Consider the following 24,413-nt stretch of genomic DNA (forward strand, 5'->3'; position numbering starts at 1 on the left):
CCGTGGCACGGCCGCTACACGGACAACGTCCCAGGCGCCCGGATGGTGCCGCGGGAAAGCCGGTGAATCGCGCGCGGAGTGATCATCACCTCACGCACGGCGAGAGGGATGGCGCCACCCGCCCCGCCGCGAGCAGAATCGGCCGATGGAACCCGTCACGCTCACCACGGACCGCCTGCTGCTGCGCACCGTCGGCCCGCAGGACACCGACACGGTGTACCGGATCTGCCAGGACCCGGACATCCAGCGCTGGACGACGATCCCCTCGCCCTACCTTCCGGAGCACGCGCGGGGTTTCACGGAGCAGATCGCGCCGGACGGCTGGGCGAACGGCTCGATGTTCACGTTCGGCGTCTTCCTGCCCACCGGGGACCTGACGGGCATGCTCAGCATCACCCTGCGGTCCTTCGGCACCGGCGAGATCGGCTTCTGGGGGGCCAAGGAGCACCGCGGCAACGGCTACATCACCGAGGCAGCCCTGGCCGCGTGCCGCTGGGCCTTCACCCGGATGTCGATCGACCGCGTGGAGTGGCGCGCGGAGGTGGGCAACGCGGCCTCCCGCGCGGTGGCCGAACGGGCCGGGTTCACCGTCGAGGGAGTCCTGCGCTCCTCGCTCGTCAACAAGGGGGTGCTGCGGGACGGCTGGGTGGGCTCCCTGCTCCCCTGCGACCTGGGCCTTCCGTCCACCACGCCGTACCTGCCGGGCAAGGTCTGAGCCCACGGCACCGGGGCGTTGTCGGTGCCGCCCTCTATCGTGCGGACCTATGACGACCCTCCCGCGTCCGCTCACGGAACTCTCGGCCGACGAGGCCCGCCGCATCGCCCTGCGGGCCCAGGGATTCCTCGGCGCCCCCGACCGGCGCACCGGTGTGCGAGGCGTGCTGCGCCACCTGGGCGCGGTGCAGCTCGACACCATCTCCGTGCTCGCCCGCTCCCACGAGCTGGTGCCCTACGCCCGCCTGGGCGCCGTGGGCCGCCGCACGGTGGAGGAGGCGTACTGGACGCAGGGGTCCGGGCGGCCGCACGCCTTCGAGTACTGGTCGCACGCCGCGTGCATCCTGCCCGTCGAGGAGTGGCCGCACTTCGCCTTCCGCCGCCGTGCCTACCGCGCCCGCCCGCACTGGAACCACGAGCTGCCCGAGGGCACCTACGACCAGGTGATCAAGCAGCTGCGCACGGAGGGCCCCCTGACGGCCACGGAGCTGGGCGGCGCCAAGCGCACCAGCGAGTGGTGGGACTGGTCCGGCACCAAGGTCGCCGTGGAGCGCGCCCTGATGTACGGCGAGGTGGTGTGCGTGGAGCGCCGCGGCTGGAAGCGGGTGTACGACCTGGCCGAGCGCGCCGTCCCGGCGGACCTGCTGCACGACGAACTGGACGACACGGAGTGCCTGCGCCGCCTGGTGCGGCTGGCCGGGCAGTCCCTCGGCGTGGGCACGCGGGCGGACATCGCCGACTACCACCGCCTCAAGGGGGAGCAGGTCGACGCCGTGATCGCCGACTCGGGCCTGGTGCCCGTCACGGTCGCGGGCTGGTCCAAGCCGGCCTGGGCGGACCCGGCGGCCCTGGCCGCCCCGCCGCGCGGCCGGCACCGGACGACGCTGCTGTCCCCGTTCGACTCCCTGATCTGGGAGCGGGCGCGCACGGAGCGGATCTTCGGCTTCACCCACCGCCTGGAGGCGTACGTCCCCAAGCCCAAGCGCGTGTACGGCTACTTCGCGATGCCCGTGCTGGCGGGCGGACGGCTGGTGGGCCGGGTGGACCCGGCCCGGGAGGGCCGCACCCTGGTCGCCAAGCAGGTCACGCTGGACGGTCGGACGGCGGTGCCCGCCGTGGCGCAGGCCCTGGTGGAGGCCGCGGGCTGGGTGGACTGCACGGACGTACGGGTGGAGCGGGTCGACGCGCCGGAGCTGCGCGAGGCGCTCACCGGGGAACTCGCCCGCCTGCTCGCCTGAGCCCCGGCCGCCCCACGGACCCGCGAGGCGCGGGCCCGTGGGGCGGCCCGCGCAGGCCCTTCAGACGTCCCTCGCCCCGCCGTCAGCGGATCTCGAGGATCTTCTCCCGCATCGCGTAGACCACGGCCTCCATCCGGGAGTGCAGCTGCAGCTTCTCCAGGATGTTGCGCACGTGGTTCTTCACGGTGTTCTCGGAGATGAACAACTCCTTGGCGATGTCCCGGTTGTTCATCCCCGTGGCGACGAGCTTGAGGACCTCCAGCTCCCGGTCGGTCAGCCGGGGGGCGGGGACGAGCCGGCGCTCGTCGGTCCGCTGGATCATCGACTTGAACTCGGTGAGCAGCTTCGACGCCATGGAGGGGCTGATCTGCGACTGCCCGTCGGCCACCGCGCGGATGGCGGTGGCCACCTCGTCGGTGGAGATCTCCTTGAGGAGGTAGCCGGTCGCGCCCGCCTTGATGGCGTCGTAGAGGTCGGCCTCCTCGTCGCTGATCGTCAGCATGATGATCTTGGCGCTGGGTGCGACCTCCTTGATGGAGGTGCAGGCCTCGATCCCGCCCCGCTTGGGCATCCGCACGTCCATCAGGACGATGTCGGGCAGCAGGTCGGCCGCCTTCTCCACGGCCTCGGCGCCGTCCCCCGCCTCGCCGACGACCTGGATGTCCTCCTCGGCGGCGAGCACGATCTCCAGTCCGCGGCGGAACAGCGCGTGGTCGTCCACCACGAGGACTCTGATCGGCTCCTTGCGTGGAGTGTCCGCGCCCGGGCCCATGCCGACGACGCCGCCGTCGGCATCCTCGTCCCGCATCGGTCCGAAGCTGTCCGCCATCGTTCCTCCCCCTGAAGGCTGTGGCCTGTGGTTCTGACCATCGCCAACCCAAGGCAACGGCCCACCGGTTGGGTCGCTGCCGCCATGATTCCATGCCGCGCCCGCACCGGGGTGCCGGTGTGGGCGCCGGGCGGTGGCACGCCGGTGCCCCTGGGGGCGCACACGCGCACCAGGGGCACCTGCTGTGCTGTCACCCGGCGGATCAGCCGCCGAGGGTTCCGCCCGCCTCGGGGGAGTTGGTCTCGGTGACCATCGTGTCGGTGCTGAGGTGGATCACGCCGTAGTCGTAGGCGTGGCGCCGGTAGACGACGCTGGGCTCCTTGGTCTCGGAGTCGACGAAGAGATAGAAGTCGTGCCCGACCAGCTCCATCTCGTAGAGCGCCTGGTCGAGGGTCATGGGCGCGGCCACGTGGGTCTTCTCGCGGACGACGAGGGGACCGTCACCCTGGACCTCCAGGGAGCCGATCTTCTTGGTCGGGACCGCCTGCTCCTCCTCCTGGGCGGTGCTCGCCCCGGTCCCGTTGAGGGTCGCCACGCCGGGCACGTGGTCGGGGACCTCGGCCGCCGAGATCCTGCGCGCGCCACGCCGCGAGAAACGCTTGTCGTGCTGCTTGCGCAGCCGGGCGTCCAGCTTCTCCGCTGCCAGGTCGAGCGCCGCGTACGGGTCGCTCGCCGCCGCTTCCGCCCGGATCACAGGACCGCGGGAGCGGAGCGTGATCTCCACCCGGTCACAACGGTCGGCCTGTCGGGGGTTGGGCTCCTTGGACACCTCGACGTCGAGGCTCATCACCTTGCCATCGAGCTTCTGGATCTTCTCCAGGTTCAGCTTCTCGGCCACGTGCTTCCGGAACCGCTCGGGCACCTCGGTCTTGCGGCCCTTGACGACGATGTCCACGCAGAACTCCGTTCCCGGATCACTCCGCTTCGCTGCGGATGTGTCTCCCTTTTGCACCAGACTCCGGTGACGTCCGGAGCCTCGGACTCGGTGACGTCCACCTCCTCCCCCGCGCGCGAGATCTCCAGTCCACCGGTGCGGGTGATGATGGAAAAACCCGCACCTCGGCAATCCGATCCAAGAGGTGTGGCCTGCGGCTTTCCCTCACAACCGAACATATCTCGCGCGGACGGATGGCGTCACCCTCTACCGCGACGTACCTCCATTCAGGCGAATTAACCCTCTGATTACCTGCAACGACGTAAGTTCTCAGTCAGTTTCGGTGTATTCCGAACGCATCCGGTGAGGCCGCCACGACGGCCGCGCACACGGGGCCGGCGCCTCCGCCGGCGCTTTCCAGGTCCGCCTCCTTCGACGGCCCGACGGGGTGCCGGGCCCCTCCTCGCCACGTCGTCGGTGATTTCCGTTGTTGTCCTGTCCCTTCCCACGTCTCACCCAGGTACACGAACGCGGAAGCCGAATTGCTCGATCCTTGTCCGTCCCGATCGGCCGATTCCGTTTGTTCGCGGGGCGGCTCCGACGCGGACCGCACCGCCCGCGCCGCCTCGGCGAGGGACGCCCCGGTCGTCATCACGTCGTCGACCAGCACGACCCGGCCCCGGCGGAGCAGCCGGCCGCAGCCCGGCGCCACCGCGAGCGCGCCCGCGAGATTGGCCAGCCGCTGCCGGGAGTCGAGCCCCGACTGGTCGGCCACCGGGCGCCGTTGCCGCAGCGCCGCTAGTACTCCGGCGGGTACCCCCGTGCGCCGCAGCTCACCCGCCGCCGCGTACGCGATCCGCCGCGCCGGGTCGTGCCCGCGCGCCCGTACGGCCCGCCGGGCGGACGGCACCGGAACCAGCAGCACGGGACCGCCCCCGGCCCCACCGCCCCCGCGCGGTGGCGGCACGGCCGTCCGCAGACCCGCCCGCACCGCTCCCGCCAGGGCCGCCCCCAGCGGCCGGGAGAGGGCCAGGGCACCGCGCTCCTTGTGGGCGAGCAGCGCGGCGCGCACCGCGTCGGCGTAGGGGGCGGCCGCGTGCACGGACGGCAGCCCCGGCGGCTCTGGCACCGGCCGCACCCGGCGCGGCTCAGCCCCGGCCAGCGCCGTACGGCAGGCGGCGCAGAGCACGGCGCGGGGCCTGCCGCATCCGCCGCACTCGGCCGGAAGCACCAGGTCGCCGAGGTCCCGCCACCAGTTCCGCACGGCCTCACTGTGCCAACGCCACCGCCACCCGGCCACCCCTGTGGAAAACCGGTGTGACCAGGCCGTACGGCGGTTCGAACAGCGGAACGAGAAGCGGATCAGCCCGGATAGACCGGCGCGATCCCCTGGGTCACCTTCTGCCACTGGGCCCCGGACGGCAGCCGGACGATCCCGTCCACCGAGTACGCCACCAGCGGCGCCAGTTCGTCCTCGGAGGCGGTGAGGGCCTTCACGCCGGTCAGCGCGGCGGGCGGCGGCACGTCCGGCGTGGAGCCGTCGACCTCGACGTACTTCATCTGCTCCACGCCGCCGTGCTCGCGGCCGACCACGACGAGCCTGCTGTCGCCGGCCCACGACATCGCCGTGACCTGTTCCAGCTCGGGCGTCGCCGACCGCAGTTCCAGCACGGTGACCGTGGGCCGCCCGCCCGTACCGGCCTCGTCCGGGCCGCTGCGCTCGATCCGCCCGATCAGCAGGGAACGCTGGTCGCCCTTCTCCACGACGAGGGCGATGCGCACCCCGTCGGCGGCCACCCGGACCGCCTGGATCCGGCCGTCCAGGCCCGGCGTGCGCACCTCCAGCGGCGGCGCGGTGCCCTTCTCCAGCAGATACAGCCTGGGCCGGGCCGGATCACGGTCGGCCACCCACAGCCCGCCCTGGGCGTCCCAGCTGGGCGCGGTCAGGCGGTCCTGCTCGCCGGCGCCCTGGCTGCGCAGCACCGGGTCCCCGAGGGCCGAGCCCGGCGCCAGCGCGGAGACGAACAGCGACCGGCCGTCCAGGCCGACCCCGGCGGCCGTGTTCTCGTCGCGGGCGACCGCCACCGAGCGCAGCCCCTGCTCGCCCTCCCCGAGCGCCCCGGGCACCGGGTCGGGGTCGGCGTCGCTGCTGCCCGCGGCGATCCGCACGAGCTTGCGCTCCCCGTCGACGAAGTACAGGTAGTCGGGCTGGTTCAGCGCGCCCCGGGTGGCGACGGTCTCGGCGCCGTCCTGGGTGAGCGAGCAGAGCTGCCCGCCGTCGGCCCGCAGCTCGACCTCCTCCACCGCGGGGCTCAGGTCGCGCAGCGTGAACAGCAGTTGGGCGGCCATCTCCTCGCAGCGGCCGGTGCCGACGTCGGCCGCGCGGTCGTTGAGCGGCACGGTGAGCTTGCCCCGGTCGTCCGGGGTCAGCGGGCCGGCGCCCTTGCGCAGCTCGGTGCCGGTGGGGAAGCCCGACCTCACGACCGGGTCCAGCCAGCTGGTGGGCCCGGACATCAGGGAGCGCACCATCCGGGTGGTGGGGTCGACGTACCGGCGCACGTAGACCGGGTCCGCGACCGCCATCGGCAGCGAGGACCCCTCGACCTCCGCGTTCGAGGCGAAGTAGTACTTGTTGAACGACGTGTAGTTGCGCTGGAAGTCCGACTTGCCCATGACGACGCCCTGCGGCACCACGTCGATGCGCCACTGACCGCTCTTCTCGTCCTTCGCGAGGTGCACGATCTCGTTGTAGTGGCCGGAGGCGGGCGCGTACGCCTGCTGGGCGTCCACGGTGGCGAACTTGGTGCCGGTCAGCGTGTAGGTCAGGGAGCTGCTGTCCTGCCGGTCCGGCCGGTCGGCGCGGGCGCCGGGGCCGTCGGAGAGGACGGTGGTGGACTGCTCCGGCCGCCAGTCCTTCGACGCCTCGGGGGTCAGGTACTGGCGCGCGGTCTTGTAGTCGGCGTCGTCGCTGGTCAGCGCCTCCAGGAAGCCCTGCACGATCTGGGTGGGCGTGGCGTCGTCGCTCGGCGGCATGGCGTAGACCCGGACCTGCGCGTCCTGGCGCGGCGTGGACTCCACCCCGCGCAGGTCCCCGCTGTCCGGCATCGAGGCGCACCCGGCCAGCAGAACGGCACCGCACGCGGCGTACGCCACGCTCCGGGCCGGTGTCCCCCGTCGGCGCCTCATACGCTCACCGCCCACGCGTTGCCTCCCCGTCCCTCTCCGTACCGCGCGGGTCACCGTCCCCGCCCTCGGTGCCGCCGTCCGCCGTCCGGGCCGCGGCCCGGTCACCGGGCGCGGCGCTCCCGCCGGGCGTCATGCGGGTGCTGCCCGACCGTGCCACCACGCGCGCGCCGTTGCCGGGCAGGGCGGTGGGGTCGGCCGTGGGGGTCGACGTGCCCGGCCGGAGCGCCAGCGGGTCCCGGGCGGACTGCGCCGGATCGTCGGCGCCCGGCTGCCGCACCGGCACCGTGGCGCGCTTCTCGCCGTCGCCGCCGCGCGGCAGTCCGGCGTCGTCCAGACCGCGGTTGCGCCGCGAGTCCTTGGGCTCCAGGGGTATGGGGGACCCCCGCAGCGGTTCGTCCGCGGTCCTCGGCAGCGTCAGCCGGAACTGCGAGCCGCCGCCCGGCTCGCCCCACGCCTGGAGCCAGCCGCCGTGCAGCCGCGCGTCCTCCAGGGCGATGGACAGGCCCAGTCCGGTGCCGCCGGTGGTGCGCGCGCGTGCCGGGTCGGCCCGCCAGAAGCGGCTGAAGACCCGGGTGGCCTCGCCGGGCTTGAGGCCCACCCCGTAGTCGCGCACGGCCACCGCCACCGCGCCGCCCGCGGCGGCCAGCTTGACGACGACGTCCTTGCCCTCGCCGTGCTCGACGGCGTTGACGACGAGGTTGCGCAGCACCCGCTCCACGCGCCGGGCGTCGGCCTCGGCGACCACGGGCTGCTGGTCGCCGACGACCTTGATCGTGGTGCCCTTGCGCTCGGCGAGCGGCTCCGCGCCGCTGACCACCCGCCGCACCACCTCACGCAGGTCGATCGGCTCCGCCTCCAGGGCGGCCGCGCCCGCGTCGAAGCGGCTGATCTCCAGCAGGTCGGCCAGCAGCGACTCGAACCGGTCCAGCTGGTCGGCGAGCAGTTCGGCGGACCGCGCGGTCACCGGGTCGAAGTCCTCACGCGCCTCGTGGATGACGTCCGCCGCCATCCGCACGGTCGTCAGCGGTGTGCGCAGTTCGTGCGACACGTCCGACACGAACCGGCGCTGCATCCGCGACAGGTCCTCCAGCTGGCTGATCTTGAGCTGGAGGTTCTGCGCCATCTTGTTGAAGGCCTCACCGAGCCGGGCGATGTCGTCCTCGCCGGTGACCTTCATACGTTCCTGGAGCCGCCCCGCCGACAGCCGTTCGGCGATTCCGGCGGCCATCCGCACCGGCGTGACCACCTGCCGCACCACCAGCCAGGCGATCGCCCCGAGCAGCACGACCACGAACAGCCCGGCGGTCGCCAGGGTGCCCTTGACCAGGCTCAGCGACTTCTCCTCCTGGGTGAGCGGGAAGAGGTAGTACAGCTGGTACGGGTCGCCGTTGGGGTCGTTGACCTGCTTGCCGATGACCAGGGCCGGCTGGGACGCCTTGTCGGTGTCGTAGACGATGCGCGTGTAGCTCTGCGCCGCCGACGTACTGGTGTCGATCCTCTCGCGCAGCGCCGCGGGCACACTGCCCGTCGGGTCGACCTCGCCGGAGGCGCGCGGTCCGCGCCCGCTGCCGCTGTCCCCGCCGGAGGGCAGGGTGACCACGTCGAAGGCGCCCTGACCACCGCTCGACAGCGAGGCCACGAGGTCGCTCATCCACTGGATGACGCTCTGCGAGGGGCGGCCGTCGGCCGCGGTGCCCTCGTCGCCCGTGACGCTCACGGCCTGCTCGGCCTGCTGCTTGGCCACCGCGAAACCGCCGGTGGCCTGGCTCTGCGACGCCTTCACCTTCGCGTCCAGCAGGCCGTTGCGCACCTGTCCGATGACCACGAAGCCCAGCAGCAGGACGACACCCAGCGACATCAGCAGCGTGGTGACGACGACCTTGAGCTGGATGTTGCGACGCCACAGCCGCATGACGGGCAGCAGCGGCCGGCGCACCCAGCGCATGACCAGCCGGACCACCGGGCTGCCCTGGACCCCGCCCTGCAGCAGGTCCCCGTCGAAGAGATGGCGCCAGCGGGAACCCGCCGTCCGCCGGCCGACAGGCCGCCCCGGACGGCCCCCGGGCCGGCCGGACGCCGAAGCGGCACTGTCACCGGACATGTCAGCTCGGTCCTGCCTTGTACCCGACGCCACGGACGGTCACCACGATCTCCGGCTTCTCCGGGTCCTTCTCGACCTTGGAGCGCAGCCGCTGCACGTGCACGTTCACCAGGCGGGTGTCCGCCGCGTGGCGGTAGCCCCAGACCTGCTCCAGCAGCACCTCACGCGTGAAGACCTGCCAGGGCTTGCGGGCGAGGGCGACCAGCAGGTCGAACTCGAGCGGGGTGAGCGCGATGGACTGCCCGTCCCGCTTCACGGAGTGCCCGGCGACGTCGATCACCAGGTCGCCGATGGCGAGCTGCTCCGGCGCCGGCTCCTCCGACCTGCGCAGTCTCGCGCGGATCCGGGCGACCAGCTCCTTCGGCTTGAACGGCTTGACGATGTAGTCGTCGGCCCCGGACTCCAGGCCCACCACCACGTCGACGGTGTCGCTCTTCGCCGTGAGCATCACGATCGGCACCCCGGACTCCGCCCTGATCAGGCGGCAGACCTCGATGCCGTCCCGGCCGGGCAGCATCAGGTCGAGGAGCACCAGATCCGGCTTGGCCTCACGGAAGGCGGCCAGCGCCTTGTCGCCGTCGGCTACGAAAGACGGCTCAAAACCTTCACCGCGCAGCACGATGCCGAGCATCTCGGCCAGTGCGCTGTCGTCGTCGACGACAAGGACTCGTCCCTTCATAAACGACATCATCCCATTAGCTAATCGTGACCTGGCGTGACCTGGCACACAGGTCCGCCAGAGCCTCGGTCGTCACGGGCGAAACCACGCCCTCTTCGGTGACGATCGCCGTCACCAGTTCCGGCGGTGTCACGTCGAACGCCGGGTTGTACGCCTGGGTCCCCAGGGGGGCCACCGGAATCCCGCCACCCGCCTCCGCTCCGGCCACCGGCACCTGCGGCGCCGTGATCTCTGTCACCTCATGGCCGGGACGCTGCTCCACCTCGATGGACGCCCCGTCCGGCGTCCCGGGATCCACCGTCGTCACCGGAGCCACCACGATGAACGGCACATGGTGGTACCGCGCGAGCACCGCGAGCGGATAGCTCCCCACCTTGTTCGCCACCGAACCGTCGGCCGCGATGCGGTCCGCGCCGATCAGCACCGCGTCCACCTCGCCCGCCGCGAACAGCGATCCCGCCGCGTTGTCGGTGAGCAGGGTGTACGCCATGCCGCTGCGGGCCGCCTCGTACGCCGTCAGGCGAGCACCTTGCAGCAACGGACGCGTTTCGTCCACCCACAGGCGCCGCAGCCTGCCCACCCGGTGCGCCGCCAGCGCCACCGCGAAGGCCGTCCCCTCGCCGCCCGACACCAGCGAACCGGTGTTGCAGTGCGTGAGAATCCGGTGCCCGCCGCCGGGCAGCAGTTCGTCGAGGAGCGCCAGCCCGTGCCCGGCCATCCGGGTACTGGCCTCGGCGTCCTCCCGGTGCAGCCGCTGGGCCGCGGCCAGCGCCGCCCCGGCCGCCTCGCGGGCGTCCCCGCCGCGGTCGAGCACCGCCCGGTACGCGGAGTGCGCCCGCCGCACCCCGACCGCCAGGTTCACCGCCGTGGGCCGGGCGCTCTCCAGCGCCGCCGCCGCGTCGTCCACGTCGAAGCCCCGCACCGCCGCGAGGGCGACCCCGTAGGCGCCCGCGACGCCCAGCAGGGGTGCGCCGCGTACGGCGAGCGAACGGATCGCCTCCACCAGCGCGGGCGCGTCCGTGCAGACGAGCTCGACCTCCTCGGCCGGGAGCCGCGTCTGGTCGAGCAGGACCAGGACCGGACCTTCGGGCGGCTCCTCCCAGCGCAGTACCGGGATCTGTGTCGGCCGCTTGTTGTCGCCGCTGTGCGCGTACTGATCAGCCATGCCGCCAGTCTGCCCCCTGTCACGCGGACAATAGAAGGCGAGCGGCCCCCACCTCGGCAGGTCCGCCCGCGACCGCCCCATGGCACGATGGCTGCCCAAGCTGCCACCGCGACCGCGACGGGCACCGTGAAGGAGCGACGATGAACGACACTCCGGGCTGGGCCTCGCCCGGATCCGCCCCGTCCGACGGACGGGAACCGGACGCCCCCGGACCTGCCGGGTCCGCCGACCGTCCGGGTCCCGAGCAGTCCGCCGACCGGCCGCAGCAGCCGGGTGACGCCCCGCGGGAGCCGGGCGTGAAGTGGTCCAAGGAGCAGCCCCCGGCCGGCCAGTGGTCCGCGCCCGCCGGCCACACCGGTGCGGGCGGCCCCGCCCAGGCCCCTCCGCCGCCTCCCGGCGGCCAGGGCCGGGTGACCCCGCCTCCCGGCGGCCCCGGCTGGGGCGCTCCCCCGCCCGGCGGCCAGGGTCCCTACGGCGGCTGGGGCAACGGCTGGGGAGGCCCCCCGCCCGCGGCCAAGCCCGGCGTCATCCCGCTGCGCCCCCTCGGCATAGGCGAACTCCTCGACGGCGCCGTGTCCACCATGCGCACCTACTGGCGCACGGTCCTCGGCATCTCGCTGACCCTCGCCGTCCTCACCGAGGTCGTCGTCGTACTGCTGCAGCGCTTCGTCCTGAAGGACTCCAGCGCCGCCGTGCTCGACGACCCCAGCGCGACCCTCGGCGAACTCACCGACGCCCTCGGCGACCTCCTGCTCAGCTCCGCCGTGCTCTACGGGATCACCCTGATCGGCACGGTCGCGGCGACCGCCCTCCTGACGACCGTCACCAGCCGCGCCACACTCGGCCGGTCGGTGACCACGTCCGAGGCCTGGCGCGACGCCCGACCCCAGATCCCCAGGCTGTTCGGCCTGATCATCCTGCTGTCGCTCATCGCGGCGGGCATCATCGCCGCCGGCGCGGTGCCCGGCGTCCTGCTCGGTCTCGCGGCCGGCCCCGAGGTCGGCTTCGGACTGACCCTGCTGGGCATCGCCGGCGCGGCCGTGGTCGGCATCTGGCTCATGGTCCGTCTCTCGCTCGCGTCCCCCGCGCTGATGCTGGAGAAGCAGGGCATCACCAAGGCGATGCGCCGGTCCTCCCGGCTGGTGCGCGGCTCCTGGTGGCGGGTCTGCGGCATCCAGGCGCTGGCGGCGATCATCGCGTACGTCGTCGCGGCGATCGTCGTCATTCCCTTCACGTTCCTCGCCTCCGCGTTCAGCGGTGACGGCGTCACCGGGCTCCTGGACGCCTCGGGCGGGAACTTCGGCTGGACGTTCCTGATCATCAGCGGCATCGGCTCGGTCATCGGCTCGACGATCACGTTCCCGATCACGGCCGGCGTCACCGTGCTGCTCTACATCGACCAGCGGATCCGCCGCGAGGCCCTCGACCTCGAACTGGCCCGCGCGGCCGGCATCCAGGACCACGGCGCCACCGGCGGGAGCTGATGCGGTGACCGCCACGGGGGGAGTTCTCACAGCCGTACCGGCGCTGCCCACGGCCGCCGACACCGCCGTACGCCTGCTGCTGCACGGCGACGACGACCCGCCCGTCACCCTCCCGCGCGACCCCGCGCGGGAGGCGGCCCGGCGCGAGCTGTCGAAGCAGATGTACCACGAGAACGACCCCAGTTGGCTCCAGCGGGCCCTGGACGCCTTCTGGGACTGGGTCGGCAAGCTGTTCGACGCCGTGTCCACCGCGACACCCGGCGGCGCGCTCGGCCTGGTCGTCGTCATCGTCGCCATGCTCGCCGTCCTGGCCGCCCTGTGGTGGCGCCTGGGCACCCCGCGCCGCCGGCCCGCCCCGGCACCCGTCCTGTTCGAGGACCGCCCCCGCAGCGCCGTCGAGCACCGCGCGGCCGCCGAGGCGCACGCCGCCCAGGGCCACTGGAACCAGGCCGTCCAGGAACGCATGCGGGCCGTCGTCCGCGCCCTGGAGGAGCGCGCCCTGCTCGACCCGCGCCCCGGCCGGACCGCCGACGAGGCCGCCGCGGAGGCCGGCCGCGCCCTGCCCGCCCACACCCACCGGCTGCACGCCGCCGCCCGCGACTTCGACGACGTCACGTACGGCGGCCGCAGCGCGACGCAGGACACGTACCGGCGGATCACCGCACTCGACGGCGACCTGGAGCGCACCCGGCCCGCACTCGCCGCGAGCGGCGCCCCCAGCACGGACACCGACGCCCGCCGGGGAGCCGCCGGATGACGACCGAGGCCACCTCCCCGTCCACCTCGGCCTCCCCCACCGCCCGCCAGGTGTGGACCCGCACGCGCGGCATCGCCCTCGCGCTGGTCCTGCTGGTCGCGGCGGCCGTCGCGATCGCCGTGGTCCGCTCCGACGCCCGGCACGGCGAACTCGACCCGCGCTCCGCCGACCCGTACGGCAGCCGCGCCGTCGCCGAGCTGCTCGCCGACCGTGGCATCGACACCCGTGTGGTCACCACCCTGGAGGATGCCGCCGACGCGGCCGGCCCCGACACCACGCTCCTGGTCGCCGTCCCCGACCTGCTGACGCCCCGCCAGCAGACACGGCTGCACCAGGCCACCGAGGGGTCCGGCGGACGCACCGTCCTGGTCGCCTCCGGCGCCGCGTCCGTGGAACGCCTCGTCCCCGGCGTCACCGCCGACCCGGCCAACAGCCTCGACTCCACCCTGGACCCCGACTGCGCGCTGCCCGCGGCCCGGCGCGCGGGCGACGCCGACACCGGCGGCATCCGCTACTCCTCCGCCCACCTCGACGCCGACGAGTGCTACCCCAGCCGGCGCCTGGCCACCCTGCTGCGCGTCCCCGCCCCTTCCGGCAGCGGCGACACCGTCCTCCTCGGCGCCCCCGACATCCTCCTCAACGACCGCCTGGACCGGCACGGCAACGCCTCGCTGGCCCTGCAACTCCTCGGCTCCCGCCCCCATCTGGTCTGGTACCTCCCCTCACCGGCCGACGCGTCCGCCCTCGAGCAGGAGGAACGGAGCTTCTTCGACCTGCTGCCCTCCGGCTGGCTGTGGGGCACGCTGCAGCTCTTCGTCGCCGCGGCCCTGGCCGCCCTGTGGCGGGCCCGCCGGCTCGGCCCCCTGGTGCCCGAGAACCTCCCCGTGGCGATCCGCGCCTCCGAGACCGCCGAAGGCCGCGCCCGCCTCTACCGCAAGGCGGACGCCCGCGACCGCGCCGCCCTCGCTCTGCGCTCCGCCACCCGCACCCGCCTCGCCCCCCTCGTCGGCGTCCCCGGCACCCAGGCGCACACGCCCGAGGTCCTGCTCCCCGCCCTGTCCGCCCGCCTCCAGGGCGACGGACAGTCCCCGCACACCGTCCTCTTCGGCCCGCCCCCCGGCGACGACGCAGCGCTCGTCCGGCTGGCCGACCAACTCGACGCCCTCGAAAGGCAGGTACGCCGTCCATGATGGACCCGACCACCGACAACGCCGCGCCCACCGGGGACCCGGCCGCCGCCCGGGCCTCCCTGGAGGCCCTGCGCGCGGAGATCGCCAAGGCCGTGGTCGGCCAGGACCCCGCGGTGACCGGCCTCGTCGTGGCCCTGCTCTGCCGCGGCCACGTCCTCCTCGAAGGCGTCCCCGGCGTCGCCAAGACCCTGCTGGTCCGCGCGCTCGCCTCCGCCCTCGAACTCGACACCAAACGCGTCCAGTTCACCCCCGACCTGATGCCGAGCGACGTCACCGGCTCCCTCGTCTACGACGCCCGCACCGCCGAGTTCTCCTTCCAGCCCGGCCCGGTCTTCACGAACCTCCTCCTGGCGGACGAGATCAACCGCACGCCCCCGAAGACCCAGTCGTCCCTGCTGGAGGCCATGGAGGAACGCCAGGTCACCGTCGACGGCATCCCGCGCGCCCTCCCCGACCCGTTCCTGGTCGCCGCGACCCAGAACCCCGTCGAGTACGAGGGCACCTACCCCCTGCCCGAGGCCCAGCTCGACCGCTTCCTCCTCAAGCTGACCATGCCCCTCCCTTCCCGCGAGGACGAGATCCACGTCCTCACCCGGCACGCCGAGGGCTTCGACCCCCGCGACCTGCGCGCCGCCGGCGTACGTCCCGTCGCGAGCGCAGCCGACCTGGAGGCCGCCCGCCGCGCGGTCGCCACCACCACGGTCTCCCCCGAGATCACCGCCTACGTCGTGGACATCTGCCGCTCCACCCGCGAGTCGCCGTCCCTGGCCCTCGGCGTGTCCCCTCGCGGCGCCACCGCGCTGCTAGCCACCGCCCGCGCCTGGGCCTGGCTGACCGGCCGCGACTACGTCATCCCCGACGACGTGAAGGCACTGGCCCTCCCCACTCTCCGCCACCGCGTACAGCTCCGCCCGGAGGCCGAGATGGAGGGCGTGACGGCCGACTCCGTCATCCACGCGGTCCTGTCCCACGTCCCCGTCCCCCGCTGATGGCACCCACCGGACGCGCCGCCCTGCTCGCGGCCCTCGGCTCCCTCCCCGTCGGCATCTGGGACCCCGGCTGGACGGGCATCCTCGCCGTCAACGCACCCCTGGCGGTCGCCTGCGCCTGCGACTTCGCCCTGGCCGCCCCGGTACGGAAGCTCGGCCTGACCCGCTCCGGCGACACCTCCGTGCGCCTGGGCGCCACCGCGGACGTCACCCTGACGATCACCAACGCCTCCCGCCGCCCCCTGCGCGCCCGCATCCGCGACGCCTGGCCTCCGAGCAGTTGGGCCCCGGGCACGGAAACGGCGGCGTCCCGCCACCGGCTGACCATCCCCGCGGGCGAACGGCGCCGTGTCACGACCCGCCTGAACCCCACCCGGCGTGGCGACCGCCGTGCCGACCGCGTCACCGTCCGCTCGTACGGCCCCCTCGGACTCTTCACCCGCCAGGGGACCCACCAGGTCCCGTGGACCGTACGTGTCCTGCCGCCCTTCACCAGCCGCAAGCACCTGCCCGCCAAGCTCGCCCGCCTGCGCGAACTCGACGGCCGCACCAGCGTGCTGACCCGCGGTGAGGGCACCGAGTTCGACAGCCTCCGCGCCTACGTCCCCGGTGACGACACCCGTTCCATCGACTGGCGTGCCACCGCCCGCCAGTCGGAGGTCGCGGTACGCACCTGGCGTCCGGAGCGCGACCGCCACATCCTGCTCGTCCTGGACACCGGTCGCACCTCCGCGGGCCGTGTGGGCGACGCACCGCGCCTGGACGCCTCCATGGACGCGGCCCTGCTCCTGGCCGCCCTGGCCTCCCGCGCCGGCGACCGTGTCGACCTGCTGGCCTACGACCGCCGTGTCCGTGCCCTGGTCCAGGGCCGTGCGGCGGGAGACGTCCTGCCGTCTCTCGTGGGCGCCATGGCCACGCTGGAACCCGAACTGATCGAGACGGACGCGCGGGGTCTTACGGCCACGGCGCTGCGCACGGCCCCGCGTCGCTCCCTGATCGTGCTCCTCACGACGCTGGACGCGGCTCCCGTGGAAGAAGGGCTGCTGCCCGTCCTGAGCCGGCTGACGCAGCGCCACACGGTCCTGCTCGCCTCGGTGGCGGACCCCCACATCGCGGCCATGTCCCGCGCCCGAGGTGACGTCGACGCGGTCTACGAGGCGGCATCGGCCGCGCAGGCCCAGACGGAACGCGACCGCACAGCGGAACAACTGCGCCGTCACGGCGTGACGGTCGTGGACGCGACACCGGAGGACGTGGCGCCGGCGCTGGCAGACGCCTATCTGGCACTGAAGTCGGCGGGACGTCTGTAATTTCCTCCCTTGCGGAGGGACCATGCGGCGAAATACTCCCGGAAACGCAGAAAGCCCCCGTGCCGAAGGGCACGGGGGCTTTCCACAACAATTGTTCGGCGGCGTCCTACTCTCCCACAGGGTCCCCCCTGCAGTACCATCGGCGCTGTAAGGCTTAGCTTCCGGGTTCGGAATGTAACCGGGCGTTTCCCCTACGCTATGACCACCGAAACACTATGAAACTGACAACCGCACCATGTGTGGCACATGGGGTTGTTCGTGGTTTCAGAACCAACACAGTGGACGCGAGCAACTGAGGACAAGCCCTCGGCCTATTAGTACCGGTCAACTCCACACGTTACCGTGCTTCCATATCCGGCCTATCAACCCAGTCGTCTACTGGGAGCCTTACCCTCTCTAGGAGGTGGGAGTCCTCATCTCGAAGCAGGCTTCCCGCTTAGATGCTTTCAGCGGTTATCCCTCCCGAACGTAGCCAACCAGCCATGCTCTTGGCAGAACAACTGGCACACCAGAGGTTCGTCCGTCCCGGTCCTCTCGTACTAGGGACAGCCCTTCTCAAGACTCCTACGCGCACAGCGGATAGGGACCGAACTGTCTCACGACGTTCTAAACCCAGCTCGCGTACCGCTTTAATGGGCGAACAGCCCAACCCTTGGGACCGACTCCAGCCCCAGGATGCGACGAGCCGACATCGAGGTGCCAAACCATCCCGTCGATATGGACTCTTGGGGAAGATCAGCCTGTTATCCCCGGGTACCTTTTATCCGTTGAGCGACGGCGCTTCCACAAGCCACCGCCGGATCACTAGTCCCGACTTTCGTCCCTGCTCGACCCGTCGGTCTCACAGTCAAGCTCCCTTGTGCACTTACACTCAACACCTGATTGCCAACCAGGCTGAGGGAACCTTTGGGCGCCTCCGTTACTCTTTAGGAGGCAACCGCCCCAGTTAAACTACCCATCAGACACTGTCCCTGATCCGGATCACGGACCCAGGTTAGACATCCAGCACGACCAGACTGGTATTTCAACGACGACTCCCCTGAACTGGCGTCCAGAGTTCACAGTCTCCCAGCTATCCTACACAAGCCGAACCGAACACCAATATCAAACTGTAGTAAAGGTCCCGGGGTCTTTCCGTCCTGCTGCGCGAAACGAGCATCTTTACTCGTAGTGCAATTTCACCGGGCCTATGGTTGAGACAGTCGAGAAGTCGTTACGCCATTCGTGCAGGTCGGAACTTACCCGACAAGGAATTTCGCTACCTTAGGATGGTTATAGTTACCACCGCCGTTTACTGGCGCTTAAGTTCTCAGCTTCGCCCCACCGAAATGGAGCTAACCGGTCCCTTAACGTTCCAGCACCGGGCAGGCGTCAGTCCGTATACATCGCCTTACGGCTTCGCACGGACCTGTGTTTTTAGTAAACAGTCGCTTCTCGCTGGTCTCTGCGGCCACCCCAGCTCGAGGAGCACGTCCTCTCACCAGTGATGGCCCCCTTCTCCCGAAGTTACGGGGGCATTTTGCCGAGTTCCTTAACCATAGTTCACCCGAACGCCTCGGTATTCTCTACCTGACCACCTGAGTCGGTTTAGGGTACGGGCCGCCATGAAACTCGCTAGAGGCTTTTCTCGACAGCATAGGATCATCCACTTCACCACAATCGGCTCGGCATCAGGTCTCAGACACATGCCAGGCGGATTTGCCTACCTGACGTCCTACACCCTTACCCCGGGACAACCACCGCCCGGGATGGACTACCTTCCTGCGTCACCCCATCACTCACCTACTACCAGCTCGGGTCACCGGCTCCACCACTCCGACCTCGTCCGAAGACTCAGCCGGCGGCTTCACGGGCTTAGCATCACTGGATTCGATGTTTGACGCTTCACAGCGGGTACCGGAATATCAACCGGTTATCCATCGACTACGCCTGTCGGCCTCGCCTTAGGTCCCGACTTACCCTGGGCAGATCAGCTTGACCCAGGAACCCTTAGTCAATCGGCGCACACGTTTCTCACGTGTGAATCGCTACTCATGCCTGCATTCTCACTCGTCAACCGTCCACAACTACCTTCCGGTGCTGCTTCACCCGGCAGACGACGCTCCCCTACCCATCCACACAGGCGTTGGCCCTATTGTGTGAATGACACGACTTCGGCGGTACGCTTGAGCCCCGCTACATTGTCGGCGCGGAATCACTAGACCAGTGAGCTATTACGCACTCTTTCAAGGGTGGCTGCTTCTAAGCCAACCTCCTGGTTGTCTGTGCGACTCCACATCCTTTCCCACTTAGCGTACGCTTAGGGCCTTAGTCGATGCTCTGGGCTGTTTCCCTCTCGACCATGGAGCTTATCCCCCACAGTCTCACTGCCGCGCTCTCACTTACCGGCATTCGGAGTTTGGCTAAGGTCAGTAACCCGGTAGGGCCCATCGCCTATCCAGTGCTCTACCTCCGGCAAGAAACACACGACGCTGCACCTAAATGCATTTCGGGGAGAACCAGCTATCACGGAGTTTGATTGGCCTTTCACCCCTAACCACAGGTCATCCCCCAGGTTTTCAACCCTGGTGGGTTCGGTCCTCCACGAAGTCTTACCTCCGCTTCAACCTGCCCATGGCTAGATCACTCCGCTTCGGGTCTTGAGCGTGCTACTGAAACGCCCTGTTCGGACTCGCTTTCGCTACGGCTTCCCCACCCGGGTTAACCTCGCAACACACCGCAAACTCGCAGGCTCATTCTTCAAAAGGCACGCAGTCACGACGTTGAGTGCAAGCACTCAACGCGACGCTCCCACGGCTTGTAGGCACACGGTTTCAGGTACTATTTCACTCCGCTCCCGCGGTACTTTTCACCATTCCCTCACGGTACTATCCGCTATCGGTCACCAGGGAATATTTAGGCTTAGCGGGTGGTCCCGCCAGATTCACACGGGATTTCTCGGGCCCCGTGCTACTTGGGTGTCTCTCAAACGAGCCGCTGATGTTTCGACTACGGGGTCTTACCCTCTACGCCGGACCTTTCGCATGTCCTTCGCCTACATCAACGGTTTCTGACTCGTCGATCAGCCGGCAGACTGATCAAGAGAGATCCCACAACCCCGAATGCGCAACCCTGCCGGGTCTCACACGCATACGGTTTGGCCTCATCCGGTTTCGCTCGCCACTACTCCCGGAATCACGGTTGTTTTCTCTTCCTGCGGGTACTGAGATGTTTCACTTCCCCGCGTTCCCTCCACTTGCCCTATGTGTTCAGGCAAGGGTGACAGCCCATGACGACTGCCGGGTTTCCCCATTCGGACACCCCCGGATCAAAGCCTGGTTGACGACTCCCCGGGGCCTATCGTGGCCTCCCACGTCCTTCATCGGTTCCTGGTGCCAAGGCATCCACCGTGCGCCCTTAAAAACTTGGCCACAGATGCTCGCGTCCACTGTGCAGTTCTCAAACAACGACCAACCACCCATCACCCCGAGCAGAAGCTCGAGTGCACTGGGGCCGGCACTGAAGGCGACCACACGGCCGTACCCTCAGACACCCAACAGCGCGCCCGGTCCGGTCCCACCCGGTGATCATGCGTTCCACGCTCCGAAGAGCAGTACTGGCAGCCACCGACCCGAGATCCGGACCGAATAGTCAACGTTCCACCCATGAGCAACCAGCATCAGACGTTCGCTGATGAACTGGCCTCTGACCAACCGAAGTTGGTAAGAAGTGCTCCTTAGAAAGGAGGTGATCCAGCCGCACCTTCCGGTACGGCTACCTTGTTACGACTTCGTCCCAATCGCCAGTCCCACCTTCGACAGCTCCCTCCCACAAGGGGTTGGGCCACCGGCTTCGGGTGTTACCGACTTTCGTGACGTGACGGGCGGTGTGTACAAGGCCCGGGAACGTATTCACCGCAGCAATGCTGATCTGCGATTACTAGCGACTCCGACTTCATGGGTCGAGTTGCAGACCCCAATCCGAACTGAGACCGGCTTTTTGAGATTCGCTCCACCTCACGGTATCGCAGCTCATTGTACCGGCCATTGTAGCACGTGTGCAGCCCAAGACATAAGGGGCATGATGACTTGACGTCGTCCCCACCTTCCTCCGAGTTGACCCCGGCGGTCTCCCGTGAGTCCCCAGCACCACAAGGGCCTGCTGGCAACACGGGACAAGGGTTGCGCTCGTTGCGGGACTTAACCCAACATCTCACGACACGAGCTGACGACAGCCATGCACCACCTGTACACCGACCACAAGGGGGGCACTATCTCTAATGCTTTCCGGTGTATGTCAAGCCTTGGTAAGGTTCTTCGCGTTGCGTCGAATTAAGCCACATGCTCCGCCGCTTGTGCGGGCCCCCGTCAATTCCTTTGAGTTTTAGCCTTGCGGCCGTACTCCCAGGCGGGGCACTTAATGCGTTAGCTGCGGCACGGACGACGTGGAATGTCGCCCACACCTAGTGCCCACCGTTTACGGCGTGGACTACCAGGGTATCTAATCCTGTTCGCTCCCCACGCTTTCGCTCCTCAGCGTCAGTATCGGCCCAGAGATCCGCCTTCGCCACCGGTGTTCCTCCTGATATCTGCGCATTTCACCGCTACACCAGGAATTCCGATCTCCCCTACCGAACTCTAGCCTGCCCGTATCGACTGCAGACCCGGGGTTAAGCCCCGGGCTTTCACAACCGACGTGACAAGCCGCCTACGAGCTCTTTACGCCCAATAATTCCGGACAACGCTCGCGCCCTACGTATTACCGCGGCTGCTGGCACGTAGTTAGCCGGCGCTTCTTCTGCAGGTACCGTCACTTTCGCTTCTTCCCTGCTGAAAGAGGTTTACAACCCGAAGGCCGTCATCCCTCACGCGGCGTCGCTGCATCAGGCTTTCGCCCATTGTGCAATATTCCCCACTGCTGCCTCCCGTAGGAGTCTGGGCCGTGTCTCAGTCCCAGTGTGGCCGGTCGCCCTCTCAGGCCGGCTACCCGTCGTCGCCTTGGTGAGCCATTACCTCACCAACAAGCTGATAGGCCGCGGGCTCATCCTGCACCGCCGGAGCTTTCGAACCTCGCAGATGCCCGCGAGGGTCAGTATCCGGTATTAGACCCCGTTTCCAGGGCTTGTCCCAGAGTGCAGGGCAGATTGCCCACGTGTTACTCACCCGTTCGCCACTAATCCCCACCGAAGTGGTTCATCGTTCGACTTGCATGTGTTAAGCACGCCGCCAGCGTTCGTCCTGAGCCAGGATCAAACTCTCCGTGAATGTTTACCCGTAATCGGGTGCACACATCACGAGAGCGGAACATCGGGAGGAATAGTCCCGACGTTCACAGCGTCCTCGCTGTGTTTTTCTTCAAAGGAACCTCGACCATCCGAAACCGGATGGACGGGGTATCAACATATCTGGCGTTGACTTTTGGCACGCTGTTGAGTTCTCAAGGAACGGACGCTTCCTTTGTACTCACCCTCTCGGGCTTTCCTCCGGGCGCTTCCCTTCGGTCTTGCGTTTCCGACTCTATCAGATCTTTCCGACCTGATTTTCTCGGCGCTTTCCAGGTTCAAACGCTTTCGCGCTTTTCCCTTTCCGACGGTTCCGACTTTATCAGAAGTTTCGGGGCGGATTGACCGGCCTTCGTTTTCCGACTTATCGGGGGTGCTTCCGCGGAATCTGATGTCCCAGCGGGAAGCCAGTAGATGTTCACTGTCGCCTTCCGGGTCGGAACCCATCTGCAGGCAACTGTTCTAATCTACCTCCCCATCGGCTCCGCGTCAACGGTTCCTGTGGGGCGAAGAGGACACTAGCAGCTCCCCGGGGCCCTTCGCACATCAGGCGGCGGTGGGCACGCCGGCACTGCGCTCGGATGCGTCAAGGTCGCCCGTCGTACCGGATCGGACGGCGCGGCCGCCCAGGACGTAGACGTAGGCGAGGAAGGCCAGCTCGGCGGCGACACCGATGGTGATGCGGGCCCAGGTGGGCAGGCCCGACGGGGTGACGAAGCCTTCGATGGCTCCGGACACGAAGAGCACCAGGGCCAGCCCGATCGCCATGGCGAGGGCGGCGCGCCCCTCCTCTGCGAGCGCGGTGCGCCGCGTGCGGGGGCCGGGGTCGATCACGGTCCAGCCCAGACGCAGGCCCGTGCCGGCGGCGACGAAGACCGCGGTGAGTTCCAGCAGGCCGTGCGGAAGAACCAGGCCGAGGAACGTGTCGAGGCGTCCGGCGGAGGACATCAGGCCGAAGCCGACGCCCAGGTTGAGCATGTTCTGGAAGAGGATCCACAGGACCGGCAGGCCCAGGAACACCCCGAGGATCAGGCACAACGCCGCGGCCCACGCGTTGTTCGTCCACACCTGGGCGGCGAACGAGGTCGCCGGGTTGCTCGAGTAGTACGTCTCGTACTGGCCGCCGGGGCGGGTGAGCTCACGGAGTTCGGCGGGCGCCGCTATGGAGGCCTGGACCTCCGGGTGGGTGCCTATCCACCAGCCGAGCAGTGCCGCCACGGCCGTGGAGAGGAGTGCCGTGGGCACCCACCAGTGACGCGCGCGGTAGACGGCCGCGGGGAATCCGTGAGTCAGGAAGTGTGTGACGTCGCGCCAGGACGCCTGGCGGGTGCCGGTCACGGCGCTGCGGGCCCGGGCCACCAGCTGGCTGAGCCGGCCGGTCAGCTGAGGGTCGGGCGCGGCCGAACGGATGAGGGAGAGGTGGGTGGCGGCCCGCTGGTAGAGGACGACGAGTTCGTCCGCCTCCGCTCCGGTGAGGCGGCGCCGGCGCCTGAGCAGGGCATCGAGGCGGTCCCACTCCGCGCGGTGGGCGGAGACGAAGACGTCGAGGTCCATCGGTGTGCCTGCTCCTCGGCTGATCGTCGGCGGTCGGGCGGAGGTGGAAGGACAAGCTGACTTCTCGCCGCTCGTACTCCGGTGCGATGTGCCATCAGCTTGGCAGACTGGCGGTGTCCGGGGCAGACCAGGGAAGGGCGGCGGACGTGAGTGAGCTGGTGACGGGCGAGGCCGTGGCACTGGAGCTGCGCCCCGCGAAGCTGCCCAGCAGGGGGCTGGCCGTACTGCTCGATCTGGCGGCGGCCGTGGCCGCGTACGTCGGGGTGACCCTTGTTCTGGTGGCGGCGACGGCCTCGCTGGACCAGGCGGCGCAGACGGCGGTGACGATCGCGACGTTCGTCCTGGTGCTGGTGGGCGGGCCGATCCTGGTGGAGACGCTGAGCCACGGGCGGTCGCTCGGGAAGATGGCGTGCGGGCTGCGGGTGGTGCGGGACGACGGGGGGCCGATCCGTTTCCGGCACGCGCTCGTGCGGGGGCTGCTCGGTGTGATCGAGATCCTGATGACGTTCGGGGTGGTGGCCTGCATCGCCTCGCTGGTGTCGGCGCGCGGCCGCCGCCTGGGTGACGTGTTCGCCGGGACCCTGGTGGTGCGGGAGCGGGTGCCGGCCGGGCCGGGCGGCTACGTGCCGCCGCCTCCGCCGTGGCTCGCGGGCCGCTTCGCGGGGCTCGACCTGTCGGCGGTTCCGGACGGTCTGTGGCTCGCCGTCCGTCAGTACCTCACGCGGATCCGGCAGCTCGATCCGCAGGTCGGCTGGTCGATGGCTGAGCGGCTGGCGGCCGACGTGGCGGGACGCACCGGGGCGCCGGTGCCGCCCGGGCTGCCGCCCGCGATGTATCTGGCGGCGATGCTGCACGAGCGGCAGACGCGGGAGGCGCAGCGGACGTTCGGCGGCGGTGCCGTCTCTCCCGTGCCCGCGGCGGGTGCGGGGGCGCCGGTGCCGTCCTTCCCCGGGGGTCCCGCCGTCGCAGCGGCCCCGGTGGTCCGGCCGGTCGTGCCGCCGGAGGGTGCGGGCACGGCCTCGTCGGGTGGGCCGGCGCAGGCCGACCGGCCGTCGACGGGGTTCGTGCCGCCGGCTTGACCGC

The 24,413-nt window shown here is 69.8% G+C and carries 16 protein-coding genes and 3 rRNA genes; 8 read left to right on the top strand and 11 right to left on the bottom strand.

Features of this window, described 5'->3' with window-relative positions:
• The first annotated feature begins 145 nt into the window (after positions 1-145).
• Positions 146-715 carry a GNAT family N-acetyltransferase gene (locus tag F3L20_RS28265; RefSeq protein WP_150156708.1) on the top strand — a complete coding sequence of 190 codons (570 nt, stop codon included), beginning with the start codon at positions 146-148 and terminating at the stop codon, positions 713-715.
• Between the two features lie 49 nt (positions 716-764).
• Entirely contained in the window at positions 765-1,952 is a 1,188-nt protein-coding gene (locus tag F3L20_RS28270; RefSeq protein ID WP_145827485.1) for a winged helix-turn-helix domain-containing protein, read from the top strand.
• Between the two features lie 82 nt (positions 1,953-2,034).
• Here F3L20_RS28270 and F3L20_RS28275 read toward each other — a convergent pair whose 3' ends face one another.
• The 7 genes from F3L20_RS28275 to mtnA form a co-directional block, all read right to left on the bottom strand.
• Positions 2,035-2,781 carry a response regulator gene (locus F3L20_RS28275; protein WP_145827484.1) on the bottom strand — a complete coding sequence of 249 codons (747 nt, stop codon included), beginning with the start codon at positions 2,779-2,781 and terminating at the stop codon, positions 2,035-2,037.
• 202 nt (positions 2,782-2,983) lie between these two features.
• The gene (hpf, locus tag F3L20_RS28280) at positions 2,984-3,676 is read right to left on the bottom strand and encodes a ribosome hibernation-promoting factor, HPF/YfiA family (protein WP_145827483.1); all 693 of its coding nucleotides are present in this window, start codon (positions 3,674-3,676) and stop codon (positions 2,984-2,986) included.
• 313 nt (positions 3,677-3,989) lie between these two features.
• Complete coding sequence (locus F3L20_RS28290; protein ID WP_150156709.1) at positions 3,990-4,919, bottom strand: ComF family protein; 930 nt, start codon at positions 4,917-4,919, stop codon at positions 3,990-3,992.
• 98 nt (positions 4,920-5,017) lie between these two features.
• Complete coding sequence (locus F3L20_RS28295; RefSeq protein ID WP_150156710.1) at positions 5,018-6,856, bottom strand: LpqB family beta-propeller domain-containing protein; 1,839 nt, start codon at positions 6,854-6,856, stop codon at positions 5,018-5,020.
• Positions 6,846-8,942, bottom strand: a complete 2,097-nt coding sequence (gene mtrB / locus F3L20_RS28300; protein WP_150156711.1) for an MtrAB system histidine kinase MtrB — start codon at positions 8,940-8,942, stop codon at positions 6,846-6,848. Before mtrB ends, F3L20_RS28295 begins: the two co-directional genes overlap by 11 nt.
• A gap of 1 nt (position 8,943) precedes the next feature.
• Positions 8,944-9,633 (bottom strand): two-component system response regulator MtrA, encoded by a 690-nt coding sequence (gene mtrA, locus F3L20_RS28305; protein ID WP_004930665.1) that lies wholly within the window; start codon positions 9,631-9,633, stop codon positions 8,944-8,946.
• Between the two features lie 4 nt (positions 9,634-9,637).
• A complete protein-coding gene (gene mtnA / locus F3L20_RS28310; protein ID WP_145827478.1) occupies positions 9,638-10,786 on the bottom strand; it encodes an S-methyl-5-thioribose-1-phosphate isomerase in 1,149 nt (382 codons plus the stop codon).
• Positions 10,787-10,926: 140 nt separating this feature from the next.
• Here mtnA and F3L20_RS28315 point away from each other — a divergent pair, with 140 nt between their 5' ends.
• From F3L20_RS28315 to F3L20_RS28335, 5 genes are read left to right on the top strand one after another with little or no spacing between them, the layout of a single operon-like run.
• On the top strand, positions 10,927-12,270 hold the full coding sequence (locus F3L20_RS28315) for a glycerophosphoryl diester phosphodiesterase membrane domain-containing protein (protein ID WP_150156712.1): 1,344 nt from the start codon (positions 10,927-10,929) through the stop codon (positions 12,268-12,270).
• A gap of 4 nt (positions 12,271-12,274) precedes the next feature.
• Positions 12,275-13,027 carry a DUF4129 domain-containing protein gene (locus tag F3L20_RS28320; RefSeq protein ID WP_150156713.1) on the top strand — a complete coding sequence of 251 codons (753 nt, stop codon included), beginning with the start codon at positions 12,275-12,277 and terminating at the stop codon, positions 13,025-13,027.
• A complete protein-coding gene (locus F3L20_RS28325; RefSeq protein WP_150156714.1) occupies positions 13,024-14,217 on the top strand; it encodes a DUF4350 domain-containing protein in 1,194 nt (397 codons plus the stop codon). The genes F3L20_RS28320 and F3L20_RS28325 overlap by 4 nt, the downstream gene beginning before the upstream one ends.
• The gene (locus tag F3L20_RS28330) at positions 14,217-15,206 is read left to right on the top strand and encodes an AAA family ATPase (RefSeq protein ID WP_150157530.1); all 990 of its coding nucleotides are present in this window, start codon (positions 14,217-14,219) and stop codon (positions 15,204-15,206) included. Before F3L20_RS28325 ends, F3L20_RS28330 begins: the two co-directional genes overlap by 1 nt.
• Complete coding sequence (locus F3L20_RS28335) at positions 15,206-16,516, top strand: DUF58 domain-containing protein (protein WP_150156715.1); 1,311 nt, start codon at positions 15,206-15,208, stop codon at positions 16,514-16,516. The genes F3L20_RS28330 and F3L20_RS28335 overlap by 1 nt, the downstream gene beginning before the upstream one ends.
• 93 nt (positions 16,517-16,609) lie before the next feature.
• Here F3L20_RS28335 and rrf read toward each other — a convergent pair.
• The 4 genes from rrf to F3L20_RS28360 all read right to left on the bottom strand — a co-directional run bounded on the left by rrf (position 16,610) and on the right by F3L20_RS28360 (position 23,330).
• Positions 16,610-16,726: ribosomal RNA gene (gene rrf, locus F3L20_RS28340) — 5S ribosomal RNA — on the bottom strand.
• 84 nt (positions 16,727-16,810) lie between these two features.
• A 23S ribosomal RNA gene (locus F3L20_RS28345) occupies positions 16,811-19,926 on the bottom strand.
• 309 nt (positions 19,927-20,235) lie between these two features.
• Positions 20,236-21,759 (bottom strand): 16S ribosomal RNA (locus F3L20_RS28350).
• The 16S, 23S and 5S rRNA genes sit together here, the layout of an rRNA operon.
• A 563-nt stretch (positions 21,760-22,322) precedes the next feature.
• Entirely contained in the window at positions 22,323-23,330 is a 1,008-nt protein-coding gene (locus F3L20_RS28360) for a stage II sporulation protein M (RefSeq protein ID WP_150156716.1), read from the bottom strand.
• 146 nt (positions 23,331-23,476) lie between these two features.
• Between F3L20_RS28360 and F3L20_RS28365 the strand changes: the two genes are divergently transcribed.
• The gene (locus F3L20_RS28365; RefSeq protein ID WP_150156717.1) at positions 23,477-24,409 is read left to right on the top strand and encodes an RDD family protein; all 933 of its coding nucleotides are present in this window, start codon (positions 23,477-23,479) and stop codon (positions 24,407-24,409) included.
• Positions 24,410-24,413 lie beyond the last annotated feature (4 nt).

The sequence above is a fragment of the Streptomyces tendae genome (assembly GCF_008632955.1).
Classification (GTDB): domain Bacteria; phylum Actinomycetota; class Actinomycetes; order Streptomycetales; family Streptomycetaceae; genus Streptomyces.

Excerpts from the sequence above, each read along its gene's own strand:
- F3L20_RS28265 (WP_150156708.1), top strand. The coding sequence starts at position 146 with ATGGAACCCGTCACGCTCACCACGGACCGCCTGCTGCTGCGCACCGTC.
- F3L20_RS28270 (WP_145827485.1), top strand. The coding sequence starts at position 765 with ATGACGACCCTCCCGCGTCCGCTCACGGAACTCTCGGCCGACGAGGCC.
- F3L20_RS28275 (WP_145827484.1), bottom strand. The coding sequence starts at position 2,781 with ATGGCGGACAGCTTCGGACCGATGCGGGACGAGGATGCCGACGGCGGC.
- mtrB (WP_150156711.1), bottom strand. The coding sequence starts at position 8,942 with ATGTCCGGTGACAGTGCCGCTTCGGCGTCCGGCCGGCCCGGGGGCCGT.
- mtrA (WP_004930665.1), bottom strand. The coding sequence starts at position 9,633 with ATGATGTCGTTTATGAAGGGACGAGTCCTTGTCGTCGACGACGACAGC.
- mtnA (WP_145827478.1), bottom strand. The coding sequence starts at position 10,786 with ATGGCTGATCAGTACGCGCACAGCGGCGACAACAAGCGGCCGACACAG.
- F3L20_RS28315 (WP_150156712.1), top strand. The coding sequence starts at position 10,927 with ATGAACGACACTCCGGGCTGGGCCTCGCCCGGATCCGCCCCGTCCGAC.
- F3L20_RS28325 (WP_150156714.1), top strand. The coding sequence starts at position 13,024 with ATGACGACCGAGGCCACCTCCCCGTCCACCTCGGCCTCCCCCACCGCC.
- F3L20_RS28330 (WP_150157530.1), top strand. The coding sequence starts at position 14,217 with ATGGACCCGACCACCGACAACGCCGCGCCCACCGGGGACCCGGCCGCC.
- F3L20_RS28335 (WP_150156715.1), top strand. The coding sequence starts at position 15,206 with ATGGCACCCACCGGACGCGCCGCCCTGCTCGCGGCCCTCGGCTCCCTC.
- F3L20_RS28360 (WP_150156716.1), bottom strand. The coding sequence starts at position 23,330 with ATGGACCTCGACGTCTTCGTCTCCGCCCACCGCGCGGAGTGGGACCGC.